21 protein-coding genes are annotated in these 20,669 nt (G+C 61.4%); 14 read left to right on the top strand and 7 right to left on the bottom strand.

All coding sequences use genetic code 11. The features are described from left to right. Positions 1 to 139: 139 nt before the first annotated feature. The 3 genes from ACXHXG_RS17850 to ACXHXG_RS17840 are packed head-to-tail and all read right to left on the bottom strand — an operon-like array spanning position 140 to position 3,896. Positions 140 to 2,428 carry a xanthine dehydrogenase family protein molybdopterin-binding subunit gene (locus ACXHXG_RS17850; RefSeq protein WP_457900153.1) on the bottom strand — a complete coding sequence of 763 codons (2,289 nt, stop codon included), beginning with the start codon at positions 2,426 to 2,428 and terminating at the stop codon, positions 140 to 142. Beyond that, a complete protein-coding gene (locus ACXHXG_RS17845; RefSeq protein ID WP_457900152.1) occupies positions 2,425 to 3,408 on the bottom strand; it encodes an FAD binding domain-containing protein in 984 nt (327 codons plus the stop codon). The genes ACXHXG_RS17850 and ACXHXG_RS17845 overlap by 4 nt, the downstream gene beginning before the upstream one ends. Then, entirely contained in the window at positions 3,405 to 3,896 is a 492-nt protein-coding gene (locus ACXHXG_RS17840; RefSeq protein WP_457900289.1) for a (2Fe-2S)-binding protein, read from the bottom strand. Before ACXHXG_RS17840 ends, ACXHXG_RS17845 begins: the two co-directional genes overlap by 4 nt. A gap of 279 nt (positions 3,897 to 4,175) precedes the next feature. Here ACXHXG_RS17840 and ACXHXG_RS17835 point away from each other — a divergent pair, with 279 nt between their 5' ends. Next, positions 4,176 to 4,811: a TetR/AcrR family transcriptional regulator gene (locus tag ACXHXG_RS17835; RefSeq protein WP_457900151.1), complete on the top strand. Its 636-nt coding sequence runs from the start codon at positions 4,176 to 4,178 to the stop codon at positions 4,809 to 4,811. Between the two features lie 116 nt (positions 4,812 to 4,927). Continuing rightward, positions 4,928 to 5,305 (top strand): DUF427 domain-containing protein, encoded by a 378-nt coding sequence (locus ACXHXG_RS17830; protein ID WP_260303199.1) that lies wholly within the window; start codon positions 4,928 to 4,930, stop codon positions 5,303 to 5,305. Here the strand turns inward: ACXHXG_RS17830 and ACXHXG_RS17825 are convergent. From ACXHXG_RS17825 to ACXHXG_RS17810, 4 genes are all read right to left on the bottom strand, one after another. Then, a complete protein-coding gene (locus ACXHXG_RS17825) occupies positions 5,302 to 6,372 on the bottom strand; it encodes an ABC transporter ATP-binding protein (RefSeq protein ID WP_260303200.1) in 1,071 nt (356 codons plus the stop codon). The two genes, ACXHXG_RS17830 and ACXHXG_RS17825, sit on opposite strands and share 4 nt — an antisense overlap. A 122-nt stretch (positions 6,373 to 6,494) precedes the next feature. Continuing rightward, complete coding sequence (locus ACXHXG_RS17820) at positions 6,495 to 7,343, bottom strand: carbohydrate ABC transporter permease (RefSeq protein ID WP_104824765.1); 849 nt, start codon at positions 7,341 to 7,343, stop codon at positions 6,495 to 6,497. Next, a complete protein-coding gene (locus ACXHXG_RS17815; RefSeq protein WP_457900150.1) occupies positions 7,336 to 8,274 on the bottom strand; it encodes a carbohydrate ABC transporter permease in 939 nt (312 codons plus the stop codon). Before ACXHXG_RS17815 ends, ACXHXG_RS17820 begins: the two co-directional genes overlap by 8 nt. Positions 8,275 to 8,346: 72 nt before the next feature. Further along, positions 8,347 to 9,654, bottom strand: a complete 1,308-nt coding sequence (locus ACXHXG_RS17810; protein ID WP_457900149.1) for an ABC transporter substrate-binding protein — start codon at positions 9,652 to 9,654, stop codon at positions 8,347 to 8,349. A gap of 219 nt (positions 9,655 to 9,873) precedes the next feature. On the opposite strand from ACXHXG_RS17810, the gene ACXHXG_RS17805 reads away from it, so the two are divergent. The 12 genes from ACXHXG_RS17805 to ACXHXG_RS17750 all read left to right on the top strand — a co-directional run bounded on the left by ACXHXG_RS17805 (position 9,874) and on the right by ACXHXG_RS17750 (position 20,645). Continuing rightward, on the top strand, positions 9,874 to 11,079 hold the full coding sequence (locus tag ACXHXG_RS17805) for an ROK family transcriptional regulator (RefSeq protein WP_285168302.1): 1,206 nt from the start codon (positions 9,874 to 9,876) through the stop codon (positions 11,077 to 11,079). A gap of 42 nt (positions 11,080 to 11,121) precedes the next feature. Next, a complete protein-coding gene (locus ACXHXG_RS17800) occupies positions 11,122 to 12,222 on the top strand; it encodes a Gfo/Idh/MocA family protein (RefSeq protein ID WP_457900148.1) in 1,101 nt (366 codons plus the stop codon). Positions 12,223 to 12,246: 24 nt separating this feature from the next. Beyond that, the gene (locus ACXHXG_RS17795; RefSeq protein WP_457900147.1) at positions 12,247 to 12,888 is read left to right on the top strand and encodes a ThuA domain-containing protein; all 642 of its coding nucleotides are present in this window, start codon (positions 12,247 to 12,249) and stop codon (positions 12,886 to 12,888) included. A gap of 219 nt (positions 12,889 to 13,107) precedes the next feature. Further along, on the top strand, positions 13,108 to 14,151 hold the full coding sequence (locus ACXHXG_RS17790) for a CorA family divalent cation transporter (RefSeq protein WP_457900146.1): 1,044 nt from the start codon (positions 13,108 to 13,110) through the stop codon (positions 14,149 to 14,151). A gap of 177 nt (positions 14,152 to 14,328) precedes the next feature. Beyond that, entirely contained in the window at positions 14,329 to 14,997 is a 669-nt protein-coding gene (locus ACXHXG_RS17785) for a GntR family transcriptional regulator (protein ID WP_457900145.1), read from the top strand. Next, positions 14,994 to 15,446, top strand: coding sequence for an OsmC family protein (locus ACXHXG_RS17780; protein WP_445944966.1), 453 nt, complete (start codon positions 14,994 to 14,996; stop codon positions 15,444 to 15,446). The genes ACXHXG_RS17785 and ACXHXG_RS17780 overlap by 4 nt, the downstream gene beginning before the upstream one ends. 122 nt (positions 15,447 to 15,568) lie before the next feature. Beyond that, the gene (locus tag ACXHXG_RS17775; RefSeq protein WP_283048000.1) at positions 15,569 to 15,910 is read left to right on the top strand and encodes a hypothetical protein; all 342 of its coding nucleotides are present in this window, start codon (positions 15,569 to 15,571) and stop codon (positions 15,908 to 15,910) included. A 471-nt stretch (positions 15,911 to 16,381) separates the two neighbouring features. Beyond that, a complete protein-coding gene (locus tag ACXHXG_RS17770; RefSeq protein ID WP_457900144.1) occupies positions 16,382 to 17,464 on the top strand; it encodes an ABC transporter ATP-binding protein in 1,083 nt (360 codons plus the stop codon). Between the two features lie 15 nt (positions 17,465 to 17,479). After that, positions 17,480 to 18,550: an ABC transporter ATP-binding protein gene (locus ACXHXG_RS17765; RefSeq protein ID WP_457900143.1), complete on the top strand. Its 1,071-nt coding sequence runs from the start codon at positions 17,480 to 17,482 to the stop codon at positions 18,548 to 18,550. A 2-nt stretch (positions 18,551 to 18,552) separates the two neighbouring features. Beyond that, the gene (locus ACXHXG_RS17760; protein ID WP_104824774.1) at positions 18,553 to 19,425 is read left to right on the top strand and encodes a carbohydrate ABC transporter permease; all 873 of its coding nucleotides are present in this window, start codon (positions 18,553 to 18,555) and stop codon (positions 19,423 to 19,425) included. A 38-nt stretch (positions 19,426 to 19,463) separates the two neighbouring features. Further along, on the top strand, positions 19,464 to 20,345 hold the full coding sequence (locus ACXHXG_RS17755) for a carbohydrate ABC transporter permease (RefSeq protein ID WP_104825266.1): 882 nt from the start codon (positions 19,464 to 19,466) through the stop codon (positions 20,343 to 20,345). Between the two features lie 12 nt (positions 20,346 to 20,357). Further along, a complete protein-coding gene (locus ACXHXG_RS17750; RefSeq protein ID WP_104824775.1) occupies positions 20,358 to 20,645 on the top strand; it encodes a DUF2160 domain-containing protein in 288 nt (95 codons plus the stop codon). Positions 20,646 to 20,669 lie beyond the last annotated feature (24 nt).

The raw sequence follows: 20,669 nt of genomic DNA, 5'->3' as shown, positions 1-20,669 counted from the left end.
TTTTTCGTTGCTGGAAGATCTATCCTGCCAGCTCCATCGTCCCCGCTCTCCGCAATGCGGGAAAGGGCTAGGGTGAGTGGCCGGGCAGGCGAGCGCGGCGAAACCACGCTTGCCCGACCATCCCCAAATCCCTCAAAAATTACAGCAACTTCTCCAACGTAATCGGCAGATCGCGTATCCGTTTGCCCGTCGCGTGGAAAACCGCATTGGCAATCGCCGGCGCAACGCCGACGATCCCCAGTTCGCCGACCGCTTTGCCGCCGAGCACGGAGGCATGCGGATCGGGGATGCCGACGGAAATCACTTCGATGTCGGGAATATCGGCATTGGTCGGCACGAGATAGTCGCCGAGGTTGTTGTTGATGACGCGCGCGTAGCGCTCATCGACAATGCCCTCTTCAAGCAGCGCCTGGCCGATGCCCATGATAATGCCGCCCTTCCACTGGCTTTCGGCGAGCTTCGGATTGTAGAGCCGGCCGGAATCGAGCGCCGAAACGACGCGCGAGACGCGCACTGTGCCGAAATCCTCGTCGACACGCACTTCGATGAAGTGCGCGCACCAGCTATGCATCGAATAGTCGCCCTCCGTCGGCGACAGCATGGTCGCGATGGTCGAGAAGTTGCGGTAATGATCCGCCTTGCTCTGCTTGTCTTCCGGCAGGGTATTGCGCAGCACCTCGATCTTGTCGCGGCCGATCTGCCGCAGCAGATCGGCAATAGCGATGCCATTACCGCCGTCGCGTGGCGGCAGAATGCGGCCTTCCGAAACGATCAGCGTATTGGCCTGTAGATCTCGGAACGGCGAGTTGGGATCGTTGATCGCCAGACCCACCAGCTCTTCACGGGCGGCGACTGCCGCCTTGTAGACGGCGCCGGTCATCAGGTTTGCAAGCTGCGAACCGCCCGCGACGGGCGCGCGTGGCAGGGCGGAATCGCCGAGCTTGACGCGGATCTGTTCGATCGGAATGCCGAGCGTTTCGGCCGCCGTCTGGGCCAGGATCGTATAGGTACCCTGCCCCATGTCGATGCCGCTGCTCGCCACCTCCGCCGAGCCGTCGGCGAGGATGCGCACCAGCGCTTCGCCCGGCGTGCGGCGCACCGGATAGGTGCCGGCGCCCACCCCCCAGCCGATCAGATGCTTGCCGTCCCGCATGGAGCGCGGCGCATGCGAGCGCTTCGCCCAGCCGAAAGCCCTGGCACCGGCCTCGAAAGCCTCGCGCAATTGCCTTGTCGACCAGGGCTTGTCCGCTTCCTGATCGCGCTCGGCATAGTTCTTCAGCCGAATTTCCAGCGGGTCCATGCCGAGTTGGTAGGCGAGCTCGTCGATGGCGCTTTCGATGCCCCAGGCGCTGGGATTTTCGCCGGGCGCGCGTAATGCGCCGGGCTTTACCGTATTCACCCGCACGATGTTCTGCCGCGACGAGAGATTGGGCGTCGCATACATGATCGAGGTTACGACACCCAGCGGCTCGACCGCCACGTCGCCCACCGAAGTCTCGTTGGCGCTCCTATGAACGATGGACAGAAGCTTGCCGTCCTTCGTCGCCCCTAGAGCGATCGTCTGGCGCGTGCCGGGCCGACCGCCGAAAGACGTGAAGGTTTGCGGCCGTGTGATGACTAGCTTCACCGGACGGCCGAGCAATTTCGCCGCCATGACACCAACAGCCCCATGCGGCAAGGCCAACGCCTTGGAGCCGAAGCCGCCGCCGATATAGGGCGAGATCATCCGCACATTCTCGAAGGGAATACCGAACCATTCGGCATAGGTGCGCGCCATGCCGTCGATCCACTGGCTCGGCTCCCAGAGGGTCAGCATGTCACCATCCCACTTGGCAATCAGCCCATGCGGCTCGATCGGCACATTGTATTCGCGCGGCGTCTTGTATTCCGCCTCGATCTTGACCGGAGCTGCGGCCAGGGCGGCTGCGGCATCGCCCCATTCCCTGGTCATCGGATCGATGGGAAAACCTTCGCCGCCCTTTGGATCATCGAGGCTGAAGATAGCCGGGGTCTCCTCATAGGTCACCTTGACCAACGCCGCCGCCGCTGTCGCCTGCTCAAAAGTTTCAGCGACGACGACGGCGACATGCTGGCCGCTATAGGTAATGTCCGTGACAAGCGCCCGATACGGGCCTTCCGGGCCGGGGGTGTCGAGCCAGGTAGTCGGCGAGTTCAGGTCCGGCATCGTATCCGGCGTCAGCACCAGCAGCACGCCCGGTGCTTTCTCCGCCGCCGATATATCCATGCCGACGATGCGGCCAGCGGCGATCGTGCTTTGCACCATCACCGCATGGGTCAGCCCTTCAAGATCGTGCTCGACGGCATAGTCGGCCTCGCCCTTGATCTTCGCCGTTCCGTCAAGGCGCGACAGTCGTCCGCCGAGCGCGCCGTCGGCGGCGCTGTGTTTTCTGGTTTCCATGATGGTCATGCCAATTCTCCCATCGTCAGGATGGCACGCTCGACGACACGCGGCGCAAGCGTAATCTTGTAATGATTGGCACCGTGATAGACGGCACCTTTGACGGCGAGCAGGCTGGCGCGCTTCACAGCGGCTGCATCAAGCACCTGGCCCTTCAATGCTTCTTCGACGGCGCGGGCGCGCCAGGGCTTGGTGGCGACGCCGCCAAGCGCCACCCTGATATCGCGGATCGTTCGGCCATCCGCCTCCAGTTCGAGCCCGACCGCGGCGCTGGCGGCGGCGAACTCATAGGACTGCCGATCGCGCACCTTGAGATAGGTCGAACGGCGTGCGGCCGCGGATGTCGGAATGGTGATCGCCGTGATCATCTCGCCCGGCTCGATCGCATGTTCCCGATCGGGCGTCGTTCCCGGCAAAAGGAAGAAATCGTCAATCGCGACTTGGCGGCTGCCGAGATGCACGACGGCATCGAAAGCCACCAGAGCGACCGCCAGATCGCCGGGATTGGTAGCGATACAGGCCTCGCTCGTGCCGAGAACGGCATGATTGCGCGTGACGCCGCCGATTGCCGAGCAGCCGGAACCGGGCGCGCGCTTGTTGCAAGCCGGAAAGGTCGCCGGATCGCGGAAATAGGGGCAGCGCGTGCGCTGCATCAGATTGCCGCCGATCGTCGCCATGTTGCGGATCTGCGCCGAGGCGGCAAGCGACAGCGCCTGCGAAACGGCCGGGAATTGCGCCTTGATATTGGCATCGTCGGCGACCCGGCTCATCCTGGCGAGCGCCCCGATCGTTATGGTCCGATCGGTGAGAGAAATGGTATCGAGGCCGGCAAGGTGGCTGATATCCACCACCGTCTCGGGCTCGGCGACGCCGCATTTCGCGAGATCGAGCAGCGTCGTGCCGCCGGCGAGCAGCATGGTGGCGGAAGAGGCCGCGGCTTGCCGGGCTTCATCGACGGAGCCGGCGCGGAGATAGGAGAACTCTTTCATCGGCTGGCCTCCGCTGCTTCGCGCACGGCGGCGACGATGTGCGGATAGGCGCCGCAACGACAGAGATTGCCGGCCATATATTCGCGGATTTCGTCATCCGAGCCGGCATGGCCCTCACGGATGCAGGCAACGGCGGACATGATCTGTCCCGGCGTGCAATAACCGCACTGGAAAGCGTCATGCTCCAGAAAAGCGGCCTGGACCGGGTGCAGATCGCCGTTTTCCGCCGCCAACCCTTCGATCGTCGTGATCTTGCGGCCCTCAGCCTGGGCGGCCAGCGTCAGACAGGAGAGCACACGTTCGCCGTCGACATGAACGGTGCAGGCGCCGCATTGGCCCTGGTCGCAGCCCTTCTTGGTGCCGGTCAGACAGAGATGCTCGCGAAGGGCATCGAGAAGCGTGACACGCGGATCGAGCGAAAGCTCGTGCTCGCGTCCGTTGATATCGAGATGGACAATAGTCATCAGGTCACTCCCTGTTCGGGTCATCATCTTGCAATCATCAGGATCTGCCGGTCATGACATCCGCTCTTGATGTCGGCCCGACCGGCGCCAGGTAATCAGGCGACAGCGCTTTCGCCGGCGCGTGCGGTTGTGGTGGGACGCCCGAGGGGAGGCTGCGCTTTCACCGTCCCTAATCCTCCGATCAGACGGCAATGGCGTCCCGGCCCTTAATGCGGTAACAATCCTTCGGTACTCCAGAATAAACGGAGGCGCCTCCGTTTATTAACTTAGAGACTTGTCTGGTATCGTCAAGTCGCAATCCGCATGGAGCAAAAATTGGCTTCGAAGCCATCGCCAGGGCTCAAAGACGAAACGCCGCCAGACGCAAAAACCCTGCGTGCGGATGCGCGTCGCAATCGCGACAAGCTCATCGAAGCCGCGGCGCAAGCCTTCGCCAGCCACGGCACCGCTGCCTCGCTCGAAGACATTGCGCGGCGCGCCGGTGTCGGCGTCGGAACGCTCTACCGTCATTTTCCAACCCGCGAACATCTGGTCGAAGTCGTCTATCGCCATGAAGTTGAGGTGCTCTGCAACGCGGCCGAAGAGCTTTCGCGCGAGCGTGCGCCGGATCAGGCGCTGGAGGAATGGATGCACCGTTTCGTCGGCTATATCGCCACCAAGCGCGGCATGGCCGACAGCCTGCGCATCCTGCTCAACAGCAATTCCGAACTCTTCGCCGACAGCTACGGCATGGTGCCGATCGCGCTCCGCGGCCTGATCGAACGGGCCGTCGCCGACGGCTCGATCCGCGCGGATGTCGACAGCACCGACGTGCTGCATGCGCTGTCCGGCACCTATTCCATGCCCACTTCACCGGAATGGCACGACCGCTCCCGCCGCCTCGTCCGCCTGCTGATGGACGGCCTGCGCTGGGGTGCACCGAAAATGCGGGCGCCGTAGGGCCTGATAATCGGCGGGGCACTTCCTATATGCTTTTGAGCTGAGATCGTCAGGCGAGTTTCTTGCTGCGGCAGAGCCAAACTCCCTTAACATTCACCAAAGCTGAGGAAAGCAAAATGTCCGAAAAGCTGGTCAAGATTCCCGGTCCCGATCATCCGATCACGATCGAGAACAAGCGTGCCCATGTCACCGTCTCCGTCGCCGGCAAGGTTATTGCCGATACGCGTGAGGCGCTGTCCCTGAAGGAAGCCTCCTATCCCGCGGTCATTTATGTGCCGCGCAAAGATATCGACATGTCCGCGCTCAAGAGGACCGACCATGCCACTTACTGTCCCTATAAGGGCGATTGCTCCTATTACAGCATCCCCGTCGGCGGCGAGCGCTCGGTGAATGCGGTCTGGACCTACGAAAATCCGCGCGCCGCCGTCAGCCAGATCAAGGATTACATGGCCTTCTACCCGGATCGGGTGGATGCCATAACGGTCGATGTCTAAAGCGCCATCCCGCTTCCGCTGTCGAAAACATAGACCTGATCGGCATTGACGTTGACCTTCAATTGCTCGCCATAGCGAACCGGAGCCTCACCGTCGACGACGGCCGTCACTTGCTCGCCGGCCAGATCGAACAGCACATGGGTCTGCGCGCCCGTCGGTTCGACCAGCAAGGTCTGGCCGGTGAGCGGCGAGCCGCTGCCCGTCAGGCTGAGATGTTCCGGCCGTAGGCCGATCTTCACGCTCTGACCGGACTTCACTCTGCGCTCGCCTGCGATGCGAACCTGCGTGCCGTCTGTGAGCCGCACCGACGGTGAGCCGTCAACACCATTCACCATGCCATCGAGAAAATTCATCGCAGGCGAGCCGATGAAGCCGGCGACGAAGAGATTGGCCGGCTGGCGATAAAGCTCGATCGGCGTCCCCTGCTGCTCGATCCGCCCTTGGTTCAGCACGACGATGCGGTCCGCGAGCGTCATCGCTTCGATCTGGTCGTGGGTGACATAGATCGACGTGGTCTGCACCTTCTGATGCAGTGCCTTGATCTCCGAGCGCATCTGCACGCGCAGTTTTGCGTCGAGGTTCGACAAGGGCTCGTCGAACAGGAAGACGGCGGGATTGCGCACCACGGCGCGGCCCATGGCGACACGCTGGCGCTGGCCGCCGGAAAGCTGCGCCGGCTTGCGATCGAGCAGCTTGGTGAGGTCGAGCATGCGCGCCGCCTCGTTGACCCGCTGCTCGATCACCGGCTTGGGCTGACCCGAGAGCTTCAGGTTGAAGCCCATATTCTCGGCCACCGTCATGTGCGGATAGAGCGCGTAGGATTGGAAGACCATGGCGATGTTGCGCTCGCGGGGCGTCATGCTGTTGACCACCTGCCCGCCGATCGAAACGTCGCCATCGGTGATTTCCTCGAGCCCGGCGATCATCCGCAGCAGCGTGGACTTACCGCAGCCAGAGGGGCCAACAAGCGCGATGAACTCGCCATCATCGATCGCCAGCGAGATATCGTGGATGACCGGAAGCGCCCCATAGGCCTTGTGGATGTTATGCAGTTCGACGGATGCCATGTTGTTTGCTCCGATGAGAGCAATTCCAGGAAAAGTGCATAGCGGTTTTCCGTCCGGAATTGCTGGAAAACAAAGAAATAGAGCGGTTCAGAGTTTCCGTGAAAAGCTGAACCGCTCTAGGCTCAGGATTTCACGGCACCGGCGGTGAGACCCGCGATGATGTGTTTCTGCGCCAGGAAGAAGACGATGATGGTGGGCATGATGGTGAGCGTGATGAAGGCGAGCACCAGTTCCCATTCCGTGCCGAATTCGCCGCTATAGACCATCATGCCGAGCGGCCAGGGATAGATTGAATCCGAATTCAGCATGATCAGCGGCAGGATGTAGCTGTTCCAACTGCCGACGAAGGAGATGATGCTGACGGTGGCGACGATCGGCCGGGAGAGCGGCAGCGAGATATGCCAGAAGAAGCGGATATAGCCGCAACCATCGACGAAAGCCGCCTGGAACAATTCTTCCGGAAGGTTGCGAAAATAGTTTCTAAAGAGAAGAATGCTCATGCCGAGGCCGAAAGCCACCTGCGGCAGCACCACGCCCCAATAGGTATTGAGCAGGCCGAGATCGCGGATGCGGATGAACAGCGGCAGGATGGCGGTTGCCGCCGGGAACATCAGGCCGATCAGGAAATAATTCAGCAGGAAGTTCGAGCCGAAGAACTTCACATGCGCAAAGGCGAAGGCTGCCATGGCCGAGACGGTGACCGTCAGGAACACGGTCAGGGTGGCGATGATCAGCGAATTCATCATCTGCCGCCAATAGCGATCGCCGAAGAGGATGCCGGTATAGTTCTCGAAATGCCACTCGGCCGGCAGGCCGAAGGGATTGGTTCGGAGATCGCCGAGCGACTTGAATCCGCCGAGCGCCGTGGTCAACAGCGGAATCAGCACGATGGCGGCGATGATGGTCAGCGACACGTAGAGATAGATCTTCGTGCCGGTGGTCATGCGAACGGATGAGGCCATATCAGTCATTGCGCATAAATATCCGTTTGTAGCCGAAGGCGAGGGTGACGCAGATCACGAACAGCACGACGCCGACGGCGCTGCCGACGCCGACCTGCATGCGGGTGACGCCGAAATTGTAGAGGAAGGTCACCATCGTCTGGGTCGAGTTGAACGGTCCGCCGCCGGTGAGCGGCATGATCAGATCGAAAAGCTGCAGTGAGCCGACGACGGCGAAGAAGACGGACAGGCGCAGTGTCGAGCCGAGCAGCGGCAGGGTGACGTAGCGAAACTTCTGCCAGCCGGTGGCGCCGTCGATTTCGGCGGCTTCCAGCACACTTTTGTCGAGGGATTGCAGGCCGGCGATGAACAGCATCATGTGGAAGCCGAAATATTTCCACACGATCACCGCCAGCACCGCATACATCGCCAGATCCTTATCGGCGAGCACGTAAGGGGTGGCGGTGCCGAGAAAATGCGAGATCGCGGCAAACAGGCCGTAGTCTCCGTCATAGACGAAGCGCCAGATCAAGCCCGCTGCCACTTCCGCCAGCACATAGGGCAGGAAGAAGATCAGCCGGTAGAGCACGACGCCGCGAATGCGGTTTGCCAGCATCGTCGCAAGCCATATGGCAAGCGGCACCTGGAGGGCGATCGAGACCAGGATGATTAGCGCATTGTTCTTCAGCGAGGTCAGGAAGGCGCCGTTCTTGAACAGAACCTGGAAGTTGCGCAGCCCGATGAACTCCGTCGGTGGGCCGTAGCCGTTCCATTTGTAAAGGCTGTACCAGGCGGCCTCTCCCATCGGCAGGATGACGAAGATGGTGAAAAGCAGCAGCGCCGGCGGCAAGAACAGCAGGATGACGGGCATGCGGCCGCGTGCGGCCGGCGATTTTCGCCGCGCTGCGGGTTTCGCTCTGGCGATGGTCGGTATGGCGGTCGTTGCGCTGACATCGGTCATGGGCGGTCTCGACAATTGCAGTTCAAAGAAAAACCGGCGCCGGCACAAGGGAGAGGCCGGCGCCGGATGGTGCTAGAGCTGGTCCTGCTCGAAGGCGTCCTGGACCTGCTGCGCGCCATCCTTCGGTGCGATCTGGCCCGAGACGATGCCGACCGAGATGTCGTTGACGACGCGGCCGACGGAGGGGCCGAGATCCTGGTCGAAGAAGTTCTGGTGCCAGGTCGAATGCGCCAGTTGGTCGGCCGAGGCGTGCATCAACGGGCTCTTGACGCCGTCTTCCGCGCCGACGGCGACCGGGATGATCATGCCGGCCTGCGCCATGGTGCGTTCGTTCTCGGCATTGGTCAGATAGGCCAGGAAATCGAGGGTTTCAGGCGGGGCCTTCTTGGTCACGGCCCAGCCGTTCAGACCGCCGAGCGTATCGGTCGGAAGACCGGCACCACCGGTAACCGCCGGGAAGGCGAAGCGGCCGATATTGTCGTCGGCGAGACCCTTGCCGTCGCCGGCATTGGTGCGCTGGTTGGCGGCGGTGTTTTCGAAGCCAAGGATCATCGCGGCCTTGCCGTCGCCGAAGACGCCGAGCGCCTGCGGCCAGGTGGTGCCGAGATAGCCGGGCTGGAACGGCTCGAGCTTGCCGAGTTCGGCAAGCTGCTCGCCGGCCTTGATGATCGCCGGATCATTGAAGCCATTGCCCTCGCCGCTCTTGGCCGCGGAAAAGACCTTCTGGCCGCCGTCACGCATCACCAGATAGCTCCAATAGAAATGGATCGGCCACTTCTCGCCGCCGCCGGCAATCGGCACGATACCGGCCGCTTTGATCTTCTTGACGGCGGCCAGATAGTCGTCCCAGCTCTTGATAGTATTGGCGTCGACGCCGGCCTTGGCGAACAAGGCCTTGTTATAGAAGAAGGAAACGGTGCCAAGCTTGTAAGGCACGGCACTGATCTTGTTGTCGAAGGTCAGGCCTTTCACTGCCGCAGGATTATAGCTCTTCACCCAGGCGCCATCCTTGGCGTTCATCGCCGCGGTCAGGTCCATCAGCGTGCCGGTTGCCTGCTGCTGCTTCAACACACCACCGCCCCAACTAAAGAAGAAATCGGGAGCGTCCTTCGATTGCAGCAGCGTCGGCAGCTTGGCCTTGAAGGCTTCGTTCGCCAGGAACTGCATTTCGATCTTCACGCCCGGATGCTGGGCTTCATATTGATCGGCGATCTTGCGCCAGACGGCGATGTAGTTCGGATCGAGCTCCAGGTGCAGCCACTTGACGACCGTATCCGCCGCAGCGCTCGTGGCGCCGGCAAGCATGACAAGTCCCGTGGCAGCGGCGATCGCAGCAACACGCACACCGCGAAGGGCCTTCGCCCCGCGTTCATACAGCATGATTTTCTCCTCCCAAGGGAACAAGAGCCTCAATAATTTTTCCCTCATGCGGATTAATTCAGCGGAGCTTTGCTGAAATGTCAACCACCATCGCTAAATTTTCGGCGAAGTGACTGGGAAACGGCTTGACATCAGGCCATAAGCATAGGTTATTTAATTCGTATCCCGTCAAAAATATCAGGCCGCAGCCGAGCGGATTCGTCATTCGGCACCATTCACATGAAAACAGCAGACCCCGAGCTTATGCGGGCAATCAACCGCTTCAACGTGCTGGATACGATCCGGCGGGCGGGTTCGATCGCGCGTATCGAAATCAGCGAGCGCACCCAGCTTTCGACCACGACCGTATCGGCGATCACCGCTTCGCTGCTCGATGACGGCCTGATCCTGGCGCGCACCGAAGGCGACCTGCGTGAAGCCGCCGCCCGTGGGCGGCCGCGCGTCATGCTGGAGCTCAATCCGGACGCCGCCCGCGTCGTCGGCGCAAAAATCGCCGCGAACCGCATGGTCTTCGTCGTCGCCGATTTCCGCGGCGAAGTGCAGTCGACGCTGACGCTCGCCCTTCGCGTCGACCGGCAGCCGATCAGCGTCATCGCCGACCTGATCGAGGACGGGGTGCGCCGCTGCGTCGTCGATGCCAATCTCGCGCTCGATGAAATCGATTCGGTCTGCCTCGGCCTGCCCGGCGTCATCGAACACCGCACCGGCCATGTGCGCTCCAGCCCGATTTTCCGCGAGAGCGGCGTCGATTTTGCCAGGGAAATGTCAGAGCGGCTGGGTGTTACCACCATCGTCGAAAGCGATGCCCATGCGATCACGCTGGCGCATCATTGGTTCGGCGAGGCGAGAGATCTTGACGACATGGTGCTGGTGTCGCTGGAACAGACGCTTGGCCTCGGCGTGCTGCATGGCGGCCAATTGTTTCGCGGCGCCGGCGGCTTGAGCCACAATCTCGGCGACCTCGCGCTCGGCATCGGGCCGCAGGGCACGGTCAGGCTTGCGAGCCTGGCGGGCGAAAGCGCGATCCTCGGCGACCAGCCGAGCGGCGGCCGCTTTGCCGAAGCCATCCGCCTCGGCCGCGGTATGGCGCATGCCAAAACGTTGATTGCCGCCGAAGACAACGCGCTGATCAGCGCGGCGATCCGCGCCGGCGAAGCCTGCGGCATGGCGCTAGCCAATATCGTCACGCTGTTTGCGCCGCCGCGCGTTATCCTCGTCGGCTCGAGCCTCGCGCTCGGCCAGCCCTTCCTCGACAGCCTGAGAGAGGCCTATTCGCTGGCAATCCCGCCATCGATCAAGGGCGTGACCGAACTCGTCTTCGACCAGTCGACGGATGAAACCTGGGCGCAGGGCGCGGCCGTAGTGGCGCTGCGCGAACTCTACGAATCTCCTTGGGGAACGACAGGGCCGGCACCGGCGCTCTAACCCCGCAAGGCATGCACGGACACTTCATTTGGAGGAAGCTTTATGGAAAAGGTCGGCATTGGCATCATCGGCTGCGGAAACATTTCCGGCGCCTATCTCACCGCGATGAAATCGTTCCCCATTCTCGACATCAAAGGGGTGACCGACCTCAACCGCGAACTCGCCGAAGCCAAAGCCGCCGAATTTGGTCTGAAGGCCGTCGATGTCGCTGCCCTGTTTGCCGATCCCACGATCGAGATCATCGTCAACCTGACCATTCCGAAGGCACACGTCGCCGTCGGCCTGCAGGCGCTTGACGCCGGTAAGCACACCTATTCGGAAAAGCCGCTCGGCATCAACTTCGCGGAGGGCAAGAAGCTTGCGGATGCCGCGGCCGCCAAGGGCCTGCGCATCGGCGCTGCCCCGGACACCTTCCTCGGCGGCAGCCACCAGACGGCGCGCGCCATCATCGATGAGGGCGCGATCGGCGTCCCGGTCGGCGGCACCGCCACCTTCATGTGCCCCGGCCATGAGCGCTGGCATCCGAATCCGGCTTTCTATTATGAAGTCGGTGGCGGCCCGATGCTCGACATGGGACCTTACTACATCACAGACCTCGTCAACCTGCTCGGCCCCGTCTCCCAGGTCGCCGGCTTTGCCGTGGCGCCACGCAAGGAGCGCATCATCACCAGCGAGCCGCGCAACGGCGAGCGCATCCCCGTGCATGTCGCCACCCATGTTGCCGGCGTCATGGCCTTCGCCAACGGCGCGGTCGTGCAGATCGGCATGAGCTTTGACGTTGCCGGCCACAAGCATGTGCCACTCGAAGTCTACGGCACTGAGGGCACGCTGATCGTGCCTGATCCGAACCGTTTCGGCGGCCCGGTCGAATATCTCAAGAAAGGCGGCCAGTTCGAGGAACGCGAAGTCGCGGCCCCCTATGCCGACGGCAACTACCGTTCGCTCGGCGTCGCCGATCTGGCGCATGCCATCCGTTCCAACCGGCCGCACCGCGCCAATGGCAGCCTCGCGCTGCATGTGCTCGAAGTCATGGAAGCCTTCCAGACGGCCTCCGACACCGGCCGCACGATCGCCATCACGACGCAAACAGAGCGCCCGGCCCCTCTGTCCGAATCTCTGGTCGATGGACAGATCGGCCGCTAACGACACAGTTTCAGGAGGAATATCATGCGCGAAGCACTTATCGTCTGGGGCGGCTGGAGCGGTCACGAACCGCAGGAATGCGCCCATATCATCCGCGACGTGCTGGAAGAGGATGGCTTTAAGGTCTACCTCGAAAACAGCACCGAAGCCTTTGCCGACCCGTCGATCCATGACCTCAGCCTGGTCGTGCCGATCGTCACCATGTCGAAGATCGAGAAGGAAGAGGCGAAGAACCTCGCCGCCGCGATCGAAAGCGGCGTCGGCATCGCCGGCTATCACGGCGGCGCAGGCGACAGCTTCCGGGAATGCGTCGAGTATCAGTTCATTATCGGCGGCCAGTGGGTCGCCCATCCCGGCAACATCATCGACTACACGGTCAACATCACAAAATCGGATGACCCGATCATGGAGGGGATCACCGATTTCCCCTACACATCCGAGCAATATTACATGCATGTCGACCCGTCGAACGAGGTGCTGGCAACCACGACATTTACCGGCGATCATGCCTATTGGATCGACGGCGTGGTCATGCCGGTCGCCTGGAAGCGCAGATACGGCAAGGGCCGCGTTTTCTATTCCTCGCTCGGCCACCAGGCCAAGGAATTCAACGTGCCACAGATGAAAACCATCTTCCGCCGCGGCGCCAACTGGGCCGCGCGTTGAGGGCACCTGCCTCTATCTGATTTCCAAGCAAGAATTGCTCCTCACACAACCCTCTCCCGGCACGCGGGACAGGGCGGCCGCCCTTCGACAAGCTCACGAGCCGGATGAGGGGCTTCTCCGCACCTCCACCTTGCCACCTTGACCCGAACTGATAAAATATCGCCGGCACGCCACAAACGCTTGTGCTACTTGCGCTTTTTTGCTGGCGGGGGAGGACGGATGGACCAAGGCGCCACGGAAGCACCCAACACGTCGACGGTCAGCTACGGCACCGAACCGGGTTTGCGTTTCGCTTCCCAGCTCGACGGACGTGGCGGCTGCAAGCAGCTCTGCATGGAAGAGCTCAGCGAGTGGAAGCATGGGCAGGGTGTGACTTGGCTACATCTCGAGCGCGACCATCCTGCCGCAGCCGACTGGGTCATGCATAAAAGCGGCTTCGACCCCTTCGTCATCGAAGCCCTGCTGGAGGAGGATTCGCGCCCTCGCGTCGAACCGGTGGGCGACGGGCTGTTGATCATCCTGCGCGGCGTCTGCGCGACATCGCCGGACGGCGCGACGCAGAAACCCGCCGATATCGACCTTGTGCCCCTGCATCTCTGGGTCGATGGCGAGCGCATCGTTTCGCTCCGCGACAGCGGCCACTACATTACGGCGCTGCGCGATATCCGTCTGTCGTTGGAAAAGAAAAAAGGGCCGCAGCGCACCGGCGACCTGCTCGCCTTGATCGGCGACAAGCTGGTGCGCGACCTCGAACCCGTGCTCGACGCCATGGATGAAGAGGTGGACGAACTCGACGAACTGATCTTTCACGGCGAAGCCGGCCAAGTGCGCGAGCGCCTGAAACTGCTGCGCCGGCGAGCCGTGCAGCTTCGCCGTTATCTGGCGCCGCAACGTGATGCCCTAAACCGCATCGAGCATGACGATGCGCCCTGGCTTGCCGAGCGCGACAAGCTGCGCATGCGCGAAGTGATCGACAAGCTGATGCGCTACATCGAATATCTCGACGCCATCCGCGACCGCACCAGCATCCTGCACGACGACTTGTCGACCGTCATCAGCGAGCGCATCGCCCGCAATTCCAACCGCCTTGCCGCCCTCGCAGCCCTGCTTTTGCCGCCGAGCGTTGTGGCCGGCCTCTTCGGCATGAATGTCGGTGGCATCCCCGGCGTCAACGACACCTGGGCCTTCGTTATCATCGTCGTCTTCGTAACGATCACCTCGATCGCGACCCTCTGGGTGCTGAAGCGTATCAACTGGCTTTAGGCCACTCTGGTCCTGCCGGTCAGCGCGCCGAGCCGCCGTCGACGACAGGACAATCCTTCCAGCACCCGCACCAGCACAGCATATGCACGATCCCCGGGATCACCGCCGGTCATCGACACGCCGCGCCTCGCCCCCGCCCTGCGACGAACGCGGCTGGGATCGCCTCCTGATTAAGGCTTGACCAATTTCGGGAAAGAGCATTACTTTGGATCCATGGATCCAAAGTCTATTTTCAGCGAGCTGCGGGACGAGATTGAGTCAGGTGAATTGGCACCAGGCTCCGTTCTCAAGCAGGAATCGATCGCCGAGCGTTTCGGGGTCAGCCGCCAGCCCGTCAGGCAGGCCTTGGACCGCTTACTCGGGAGTGGCTTGGTCGTGCGGCGTCCGGATCGAAGTCTGGCGGTAGCGATCCTCTCGGAACGGGAGGCAAGTGAACTTACCGAGCTTCGGACTATTCTGGAGGTCGCCGCCTTGGAGCAGTCGGTGCCGTTGCTTTTGCCTTCCGCCTTGCGGAAGGCTGAAAGGCTCAACGATGAGCTATTCGCAGAGTACGATCCGGTGCGGATTGAGGAGCTCGACCAGCAGTTTCACCTGACCCTGTATAGCGAGTGCGAAAATACGCGATTGCTGAGAACCATAGCAACGCTTCGACGAGAATCTCGGCGGGCATGCCTTCATCAAAAGCGTGGCGCCCAGGAGCGCATTGATTTTTTCGAGGAACACGCCGCGATCGTTGCCGCTTGCGCCAGGGGAGATGTCGACGCTGCCGCGCAGCATCTTCGCCACCATCTCACTCAAACGACTGCAAGACTTCTTTCCATGCCGACAAAGGATGATCTGATATGAAGATGACCGTCGAGGTGCATTGGGAGCGTGAAGGGGCTGTTTTCACCGACAAGCGTTACAGCCGCGCGCACATCTGGCGCTTTGACGGCGGCCAAGTCGTGCCGGCGTCAGCTTCGCCGCATATCGTTCCGCTTCCTTATTCCGTGGAAGCCAATGTCGATCCGGAGGAGGCCTACATCGCGGCGATTTCCAGTTGCCACATGCTGACCTTTCTCTCGCTCGCCGCACCCAAGCGGATCGTCGTCGAGAGCTATACCGACAAGGCGATCGGCGTGATGGAAAAGGTCGACGGAAAATTGATCGTCAGCCGCGTTGAGCTCAATCCGACCATCGTCTATGCCGGGGAACCGCCAACCGCCGCAATGCAAGCAGAACTGCACCACCTGGCGCATGAACAGTGCTTCATTGCCAATTCCGTCAAGACGGAAATCCAGGTCGCCGCCGCTTGAGGTATCCATTCCGCCAAGGCGATTGATCGGAGGATGTTTCGGACAGGCTTGCGGGTTTCGAGGCCGATCTGCATTTTATTCGCCCCGCACGGCACAGCCAACGGCCTGCTCGAGTAGGCCGCGTGATCCAGGTTTCGGCCACGCTTCCGGCAAACTTTATTGCTTTCGAATACGCGACAGGCGATCCCGACTGGTGGCATGACATTGCCGAAGGCCTGTCGGAGGTGATCGTCAAGAACGGTTTCATCGATGTCATCGATCGCCCCGGCATGGTCGTCGATCTTAATCCGGAAAAGGCCAGGCGCTATCTTGCCGAGGACGATCGCGACTTTTTCGCCAGATTCTTCGGCCCTATTCGTGCGGTAAAGCCAGGTCTGCGGTACAAAATCGCCGCCTCGGCTTTCTGTATTCGGGGTGACTTTCAGCCATTTTCAGTGTCGCCTAAACAGTTATGCTGCGGATGAAGGCGCATCCCCTGATGTCGGTTTCGGCCGGAAATTGCGACCCGCCCAATTTTCGTTTGACATTCCTTTATCTTCATTTATCGTCATTCTAGTTTCGGTTTTCGCATGAGGGGTAGAAATCGAAACGAGGGGAGAGGTAATTGTCCAGAGCTCAAATCGACGTCACGGATGTCATTGGTCGCTGCGTGAGCCGCAGTCCGGTCGAGCGCGTCTGCCGCGTTCCGAACCGTGCTCGCCTCGGTTTGCGTCATCGCGAATCCCTCGCATCCGGATCGACGCAATTTACTTCTCCACAACCATCCCGCCGCCGCTCCCGAATCTGTCGAAGGAACGGGGCATTCGGACAGTAAAGGCATAAACGATCGCGGCGGGTTTATATCCTCCAGATCGCTACCCAATGGGCAACAAAACAGGCCTTACGGCCAGCAATCCGTCGCAGCGTCCCCATACGATGCATGGAAGGAGCATATGGTGCTTGAACTCAGAAACGTGTCGAAGGCGGTCGGCGGCGAAACGCACATTGCCGAAACGAACCTGACGCTGCAGCGCGGCACGCTGAATGTCCTCCTCGGACCGACGCTTTCAGGCAAGACGTCGCTGATGCGGCTGATGGCCGGGCTGGACAAGCCGACTTCGGGCACGATCCACGTCGACGGCGCCGATGTCACGGGCGTGCCCGTGCAGCGCCGCAACGTCGCCATGGTCTACCAGCAATTCATCAACTATCCCGCCATGACCGTTTACGACAATATCGCATCGCCGATGCGCCTCGGCGGCATCGATGCGGCGACGATCGACCGCGAAGTGAAGAAAGCGGCCGATCTTCTGCGGCTTGGCCCCTTCCTTGATCGTCTGCCGCTCAGCCTCTCCGGCGGCCAGCAGCAGCGCACGGCGCTTGCCCGCGCCATCGTCAAGAATGCAGGCCTGGTGCTGCTCGATGAGCCGCTCGCCAATCTCGACTATAAGCTGCGCGAAGAGCTGCGCGCCGAACTGCCGAAAATCTTCGCCGAATCCGGCGCCATCTTCGTCTACGCCACGACTGAGCCCTCTGAAGCGCTGCTTTTGGGCGGCAATACGGCGACCCTGTCGGAAGGCAGGATCACCCAGTTCGGACCGACCATCGATGTCTTCCGCAGGCCGAAGGACTTGATCACCGCCGTTACCTTCGCCGATCCGCCGCTGAACACGATCTCGCTCGACAAGCGCGGCAATCTGTTCGTGCTGAACGGCGATATGAGCCTGCCCGTACCGCCGGGCCTAGAAAGCCAGCCGGACGGCCCCTACACCATCGCCTTCCAGCCGCACCATCTGGCGCTGAAGCCGCAGACCTCCGAAGCGGTCGCAGCGCCGGCAAGGGTGATGGTGACCGAGATCACCGGTTCGGAAAGCTTCATCCACATCGATTTCGCCGACCAGCGCTGGGTCATGCTGATCCAGGGCGTCGAGGACATCGATGTCGACGACTCGATCGATGTCTACATCGACCCGCGCCACATCATGGTGTTCGACACCAACGGCGCCGCAGTCACACCCGCCCTGCAACGGGCTGCCTGAGGAGAGACAGGGCCAATGGCACGCATCGACCTGGACCATATAAGACACGCCTATAACGACCACCCCAAATCCGATGCGGACTATGCGCTGAAGGAAGTTCATCATAGCTGGGAGGACGGCAGCGCCTATGCTTTGCTCGGACCGTCGGGCTGCGGCAAGACCACCCTGCTCAACATCGTTTCCGGCCTCGTGCGTGCCTCGGAAGGCCGCATCCTCTTCGACGGCAAGGACGTGACTAAACTGTCGACGCAGGAGCGCAATATTGCCCAGGTCTTCCAGTTTCCGGTCGTCTACGACACGATGACGGTGTACGAAAACCTCGCTTTTCCCTTGCGCAACCGGCACGTTCCGGAAGCCGAGGTGAAGCGCAAGGTCGATGAGATCATCGAGATGATCGGCCTCTCCGACAGTGCCCATCGCAAGGCGCGGGGATTGACGGCCGATGCCAAGCAGAAAATCTCTCTCGGCCGCGGCCTGGTGCGCTCCGATGTCAGCGCCATCCTGTTCGACGAACCGCTGACGGTCATCGACCCACATATGAAATGGGTCCTCCGTTCGCAGTTGAAGCAGCTCCACCGCCGCTTCGGCTTCACCATGGTCTATGTCACCCACGATCAGACGGAGGCGCTGACTTTCGCCGACAAGGTCGTGGTGATGTATAACGGCGAGGTGGTGCAGATCGGCACGCCGAACGATCTCTTCGAGCGGCCGCGCCACACCTTCGTCGGCTATTTCATCGGTTCACCGGGCATGAACGTCATGCCCGTGCAGATCGAGGGCCGCAGCGCCCGTCTCGCCGGCAGCACCGTCGCGCTGCCGGGCGCCCCCATCAATGGACAGGGCGGCAAGACCGAACTCGGCATCCGCCCGGAATTCGTCCGCCTTGGCCGCGAGGGCATGCCGGCGACCGTGACCAAGGTCGAGGACCTCGGCCGTCGCAAGGTGGTGCGCGCCAAATTGGAAGGGCAGGAAATCACGGCGATCATCGGTGAGGATCAGACCGTGCCGGCCGAACCGCACATCGCCTTCGATCCCGCCGGCATCAATATCTACGCCAACTCCTGGCGCGTCGAGATGGGAGCCTGATCATGGACAAGACCTGGAACAACAAAGCCTGGTTCATGCTCATTCCCGTACTGCTGCTGGTCGGCTTCTCGGCCGTCATCCCGCTGATGACGGTGGTGAACTATTCGGTGCAGGACACCTTCGGCAACAACGTCTTCTTCTGGGCGGGAACACAGTGGTTTGAGGAGATCCTTCATTCCAGCCGCTTCTGGGATTCGATGCTCCGCAACCTGATCTTCTCCTTCGTCATCCTGGCGATCGAGGTGCCGCTCGGCATCTTCATCGCTCTCAACATGCCGAAGAAGGGTATCGGCGTTCCGGTTTGCCTGGTCTTGATGGCACTGCCGCTGCTGATCCCGTGGAATGTCGTCGGGACGATTTGGCAGGTGTTCGGCCGCAGCGATATCGGCCTGATGGGCTACGTCCTCGTCGGCCTCGGCATCGACTACAACTACGTCTCCGATCCGGCCGATGCCTGGGCAACGATTATCATCATGGATGTCTGGCACTGGACCAGCCTCGTCGTGCTGCTCTGCTATGCCGGCCTCGCCTCCATTCCCGATGCCTTCTACCAGGCCGCCAAGATCGACGGCGCCTCGCGCTGGTCCGTCTTCCGCTACATCCAGCTCCCGAAGATGAACCGCGTGCTATTGATCGCCGTGCTCCTGCGCTTCATGGATAGTTTCATGATCTATACCGAACCCTTCGTCGTCACCGGCGGCGGCCCTGGCAATTCAACGACCTTCCTGTCGATCGATCTCGTCAAGATGGCCCTTGGCCAGTTCGATCTCGGCCCGGCAGCGGCAATGTCGCTGATCTACTTCCTGATCGTGCTTCTGCTGTCCTGGGTCTTCTACACCGTCATGACCAATTATGATGCGGGAGAGACGCGATGAGCGGCAAACCTCTTACGACCTCCGCAGGCGATAACACGATGAACAAGATAGCGGCTTCCAGCCCCGTCGCCGGTGTTACCGCGACGACCGGCACGCAGCCGGTGAGCCGACATAAAGAGGAAGGGCGCTGGTCCTGGGTGGTGCCGACGCTCTACATCATCTTCCTGCTGCTGCCGATCTACTGGCTCGTCAATATGAGCTTCAAGACCAATGAGGAGATCGTCAGCGGGTTGACGCTTTATCCGCACCAGCCGACGCTGCGCAATTACACGATCATCTTCACCGATCCGTCCTGGTATAAGGGCTATATCAACTCCATCACCTATGTCGTCATGAACATGGTGATCTCGGTTGCCTGCGCGCTGCCCGCAGCTTACGCCTTCTCGCGCTACCGCTTCCTCGGCGACAAGCACGTCTTCTTCTGGCTGCTGACCAACCGCATGGCGCCGCCGGCGGTCTTCGCGCTGCCCTTCTTCCAGCTCTATTCGGCCTTCGGCCTGATCGACACTCATATCGCGGTAGCCCTGGCGCACTGCCTGTTCAACGTGCCGCTGGCGGTCTGGATCCTTGAAGGTTTCATGTCCGGCGTGCCGAAGGAGATCGACGAGACGGCCTATATCGACGGCTATTCGTTCCCGCGCTTCTTCATCAAGATCTTCATTCCCTTGATCGCAAGCGGCATCGGTGTCGCCGCCTTCTTCTGCTTCATGTTCTCCTGGGTGGAACTGCTGATCGCCCGCACGCTGACCACGACCGACGCCAAGCCGATCGCCGCCATCATGACGCGCACGGTCTCGGCCGCCGGCATGGACTGGGGCCTGCTTGCCGCCGCCGGTGTGCTGACGCTGATCCCCGGCGCGCTCGTCATCTATTTCGTCCGCAATTACATCGCCAAGGGCTTCGCGCTCGGCCGCGTCTAAGAGGAAACCGCCATGAATACCGATTTCTCCTGGATGGCCTGGACGCTGCCGACGGTCCTGTTTTTCGTGACCATTCTGCTGCTTCTGCTCGGCATGGCCATTTGGGAATATTTTTCGCCCGGCGGCAATCCGCGCGTCGGCATCCTGCATTTTGAAACAACGCGCGGCGACCGGCTGTTCGTCTCGCTGCTCGGCGCCGCCTTCATTCATATTGCGTGGTTGGGCCTGGGAGGGCCGAACCTGTGGTGGGCGGTCGCCATTTCTGTCGTCTACGCGATCGGCGTTTTCCGTCTGGTCTAGCGCGGTTTCAAGGAGTTACCGCGC

Source organism: Rhizobium sp. LEGMi-198b (assembly GCF_054114205.1).
Note: the sequence above shows the minus strand (reverse complement) of the source record. Positions and strands in the feature narration are given on the sequence as shown.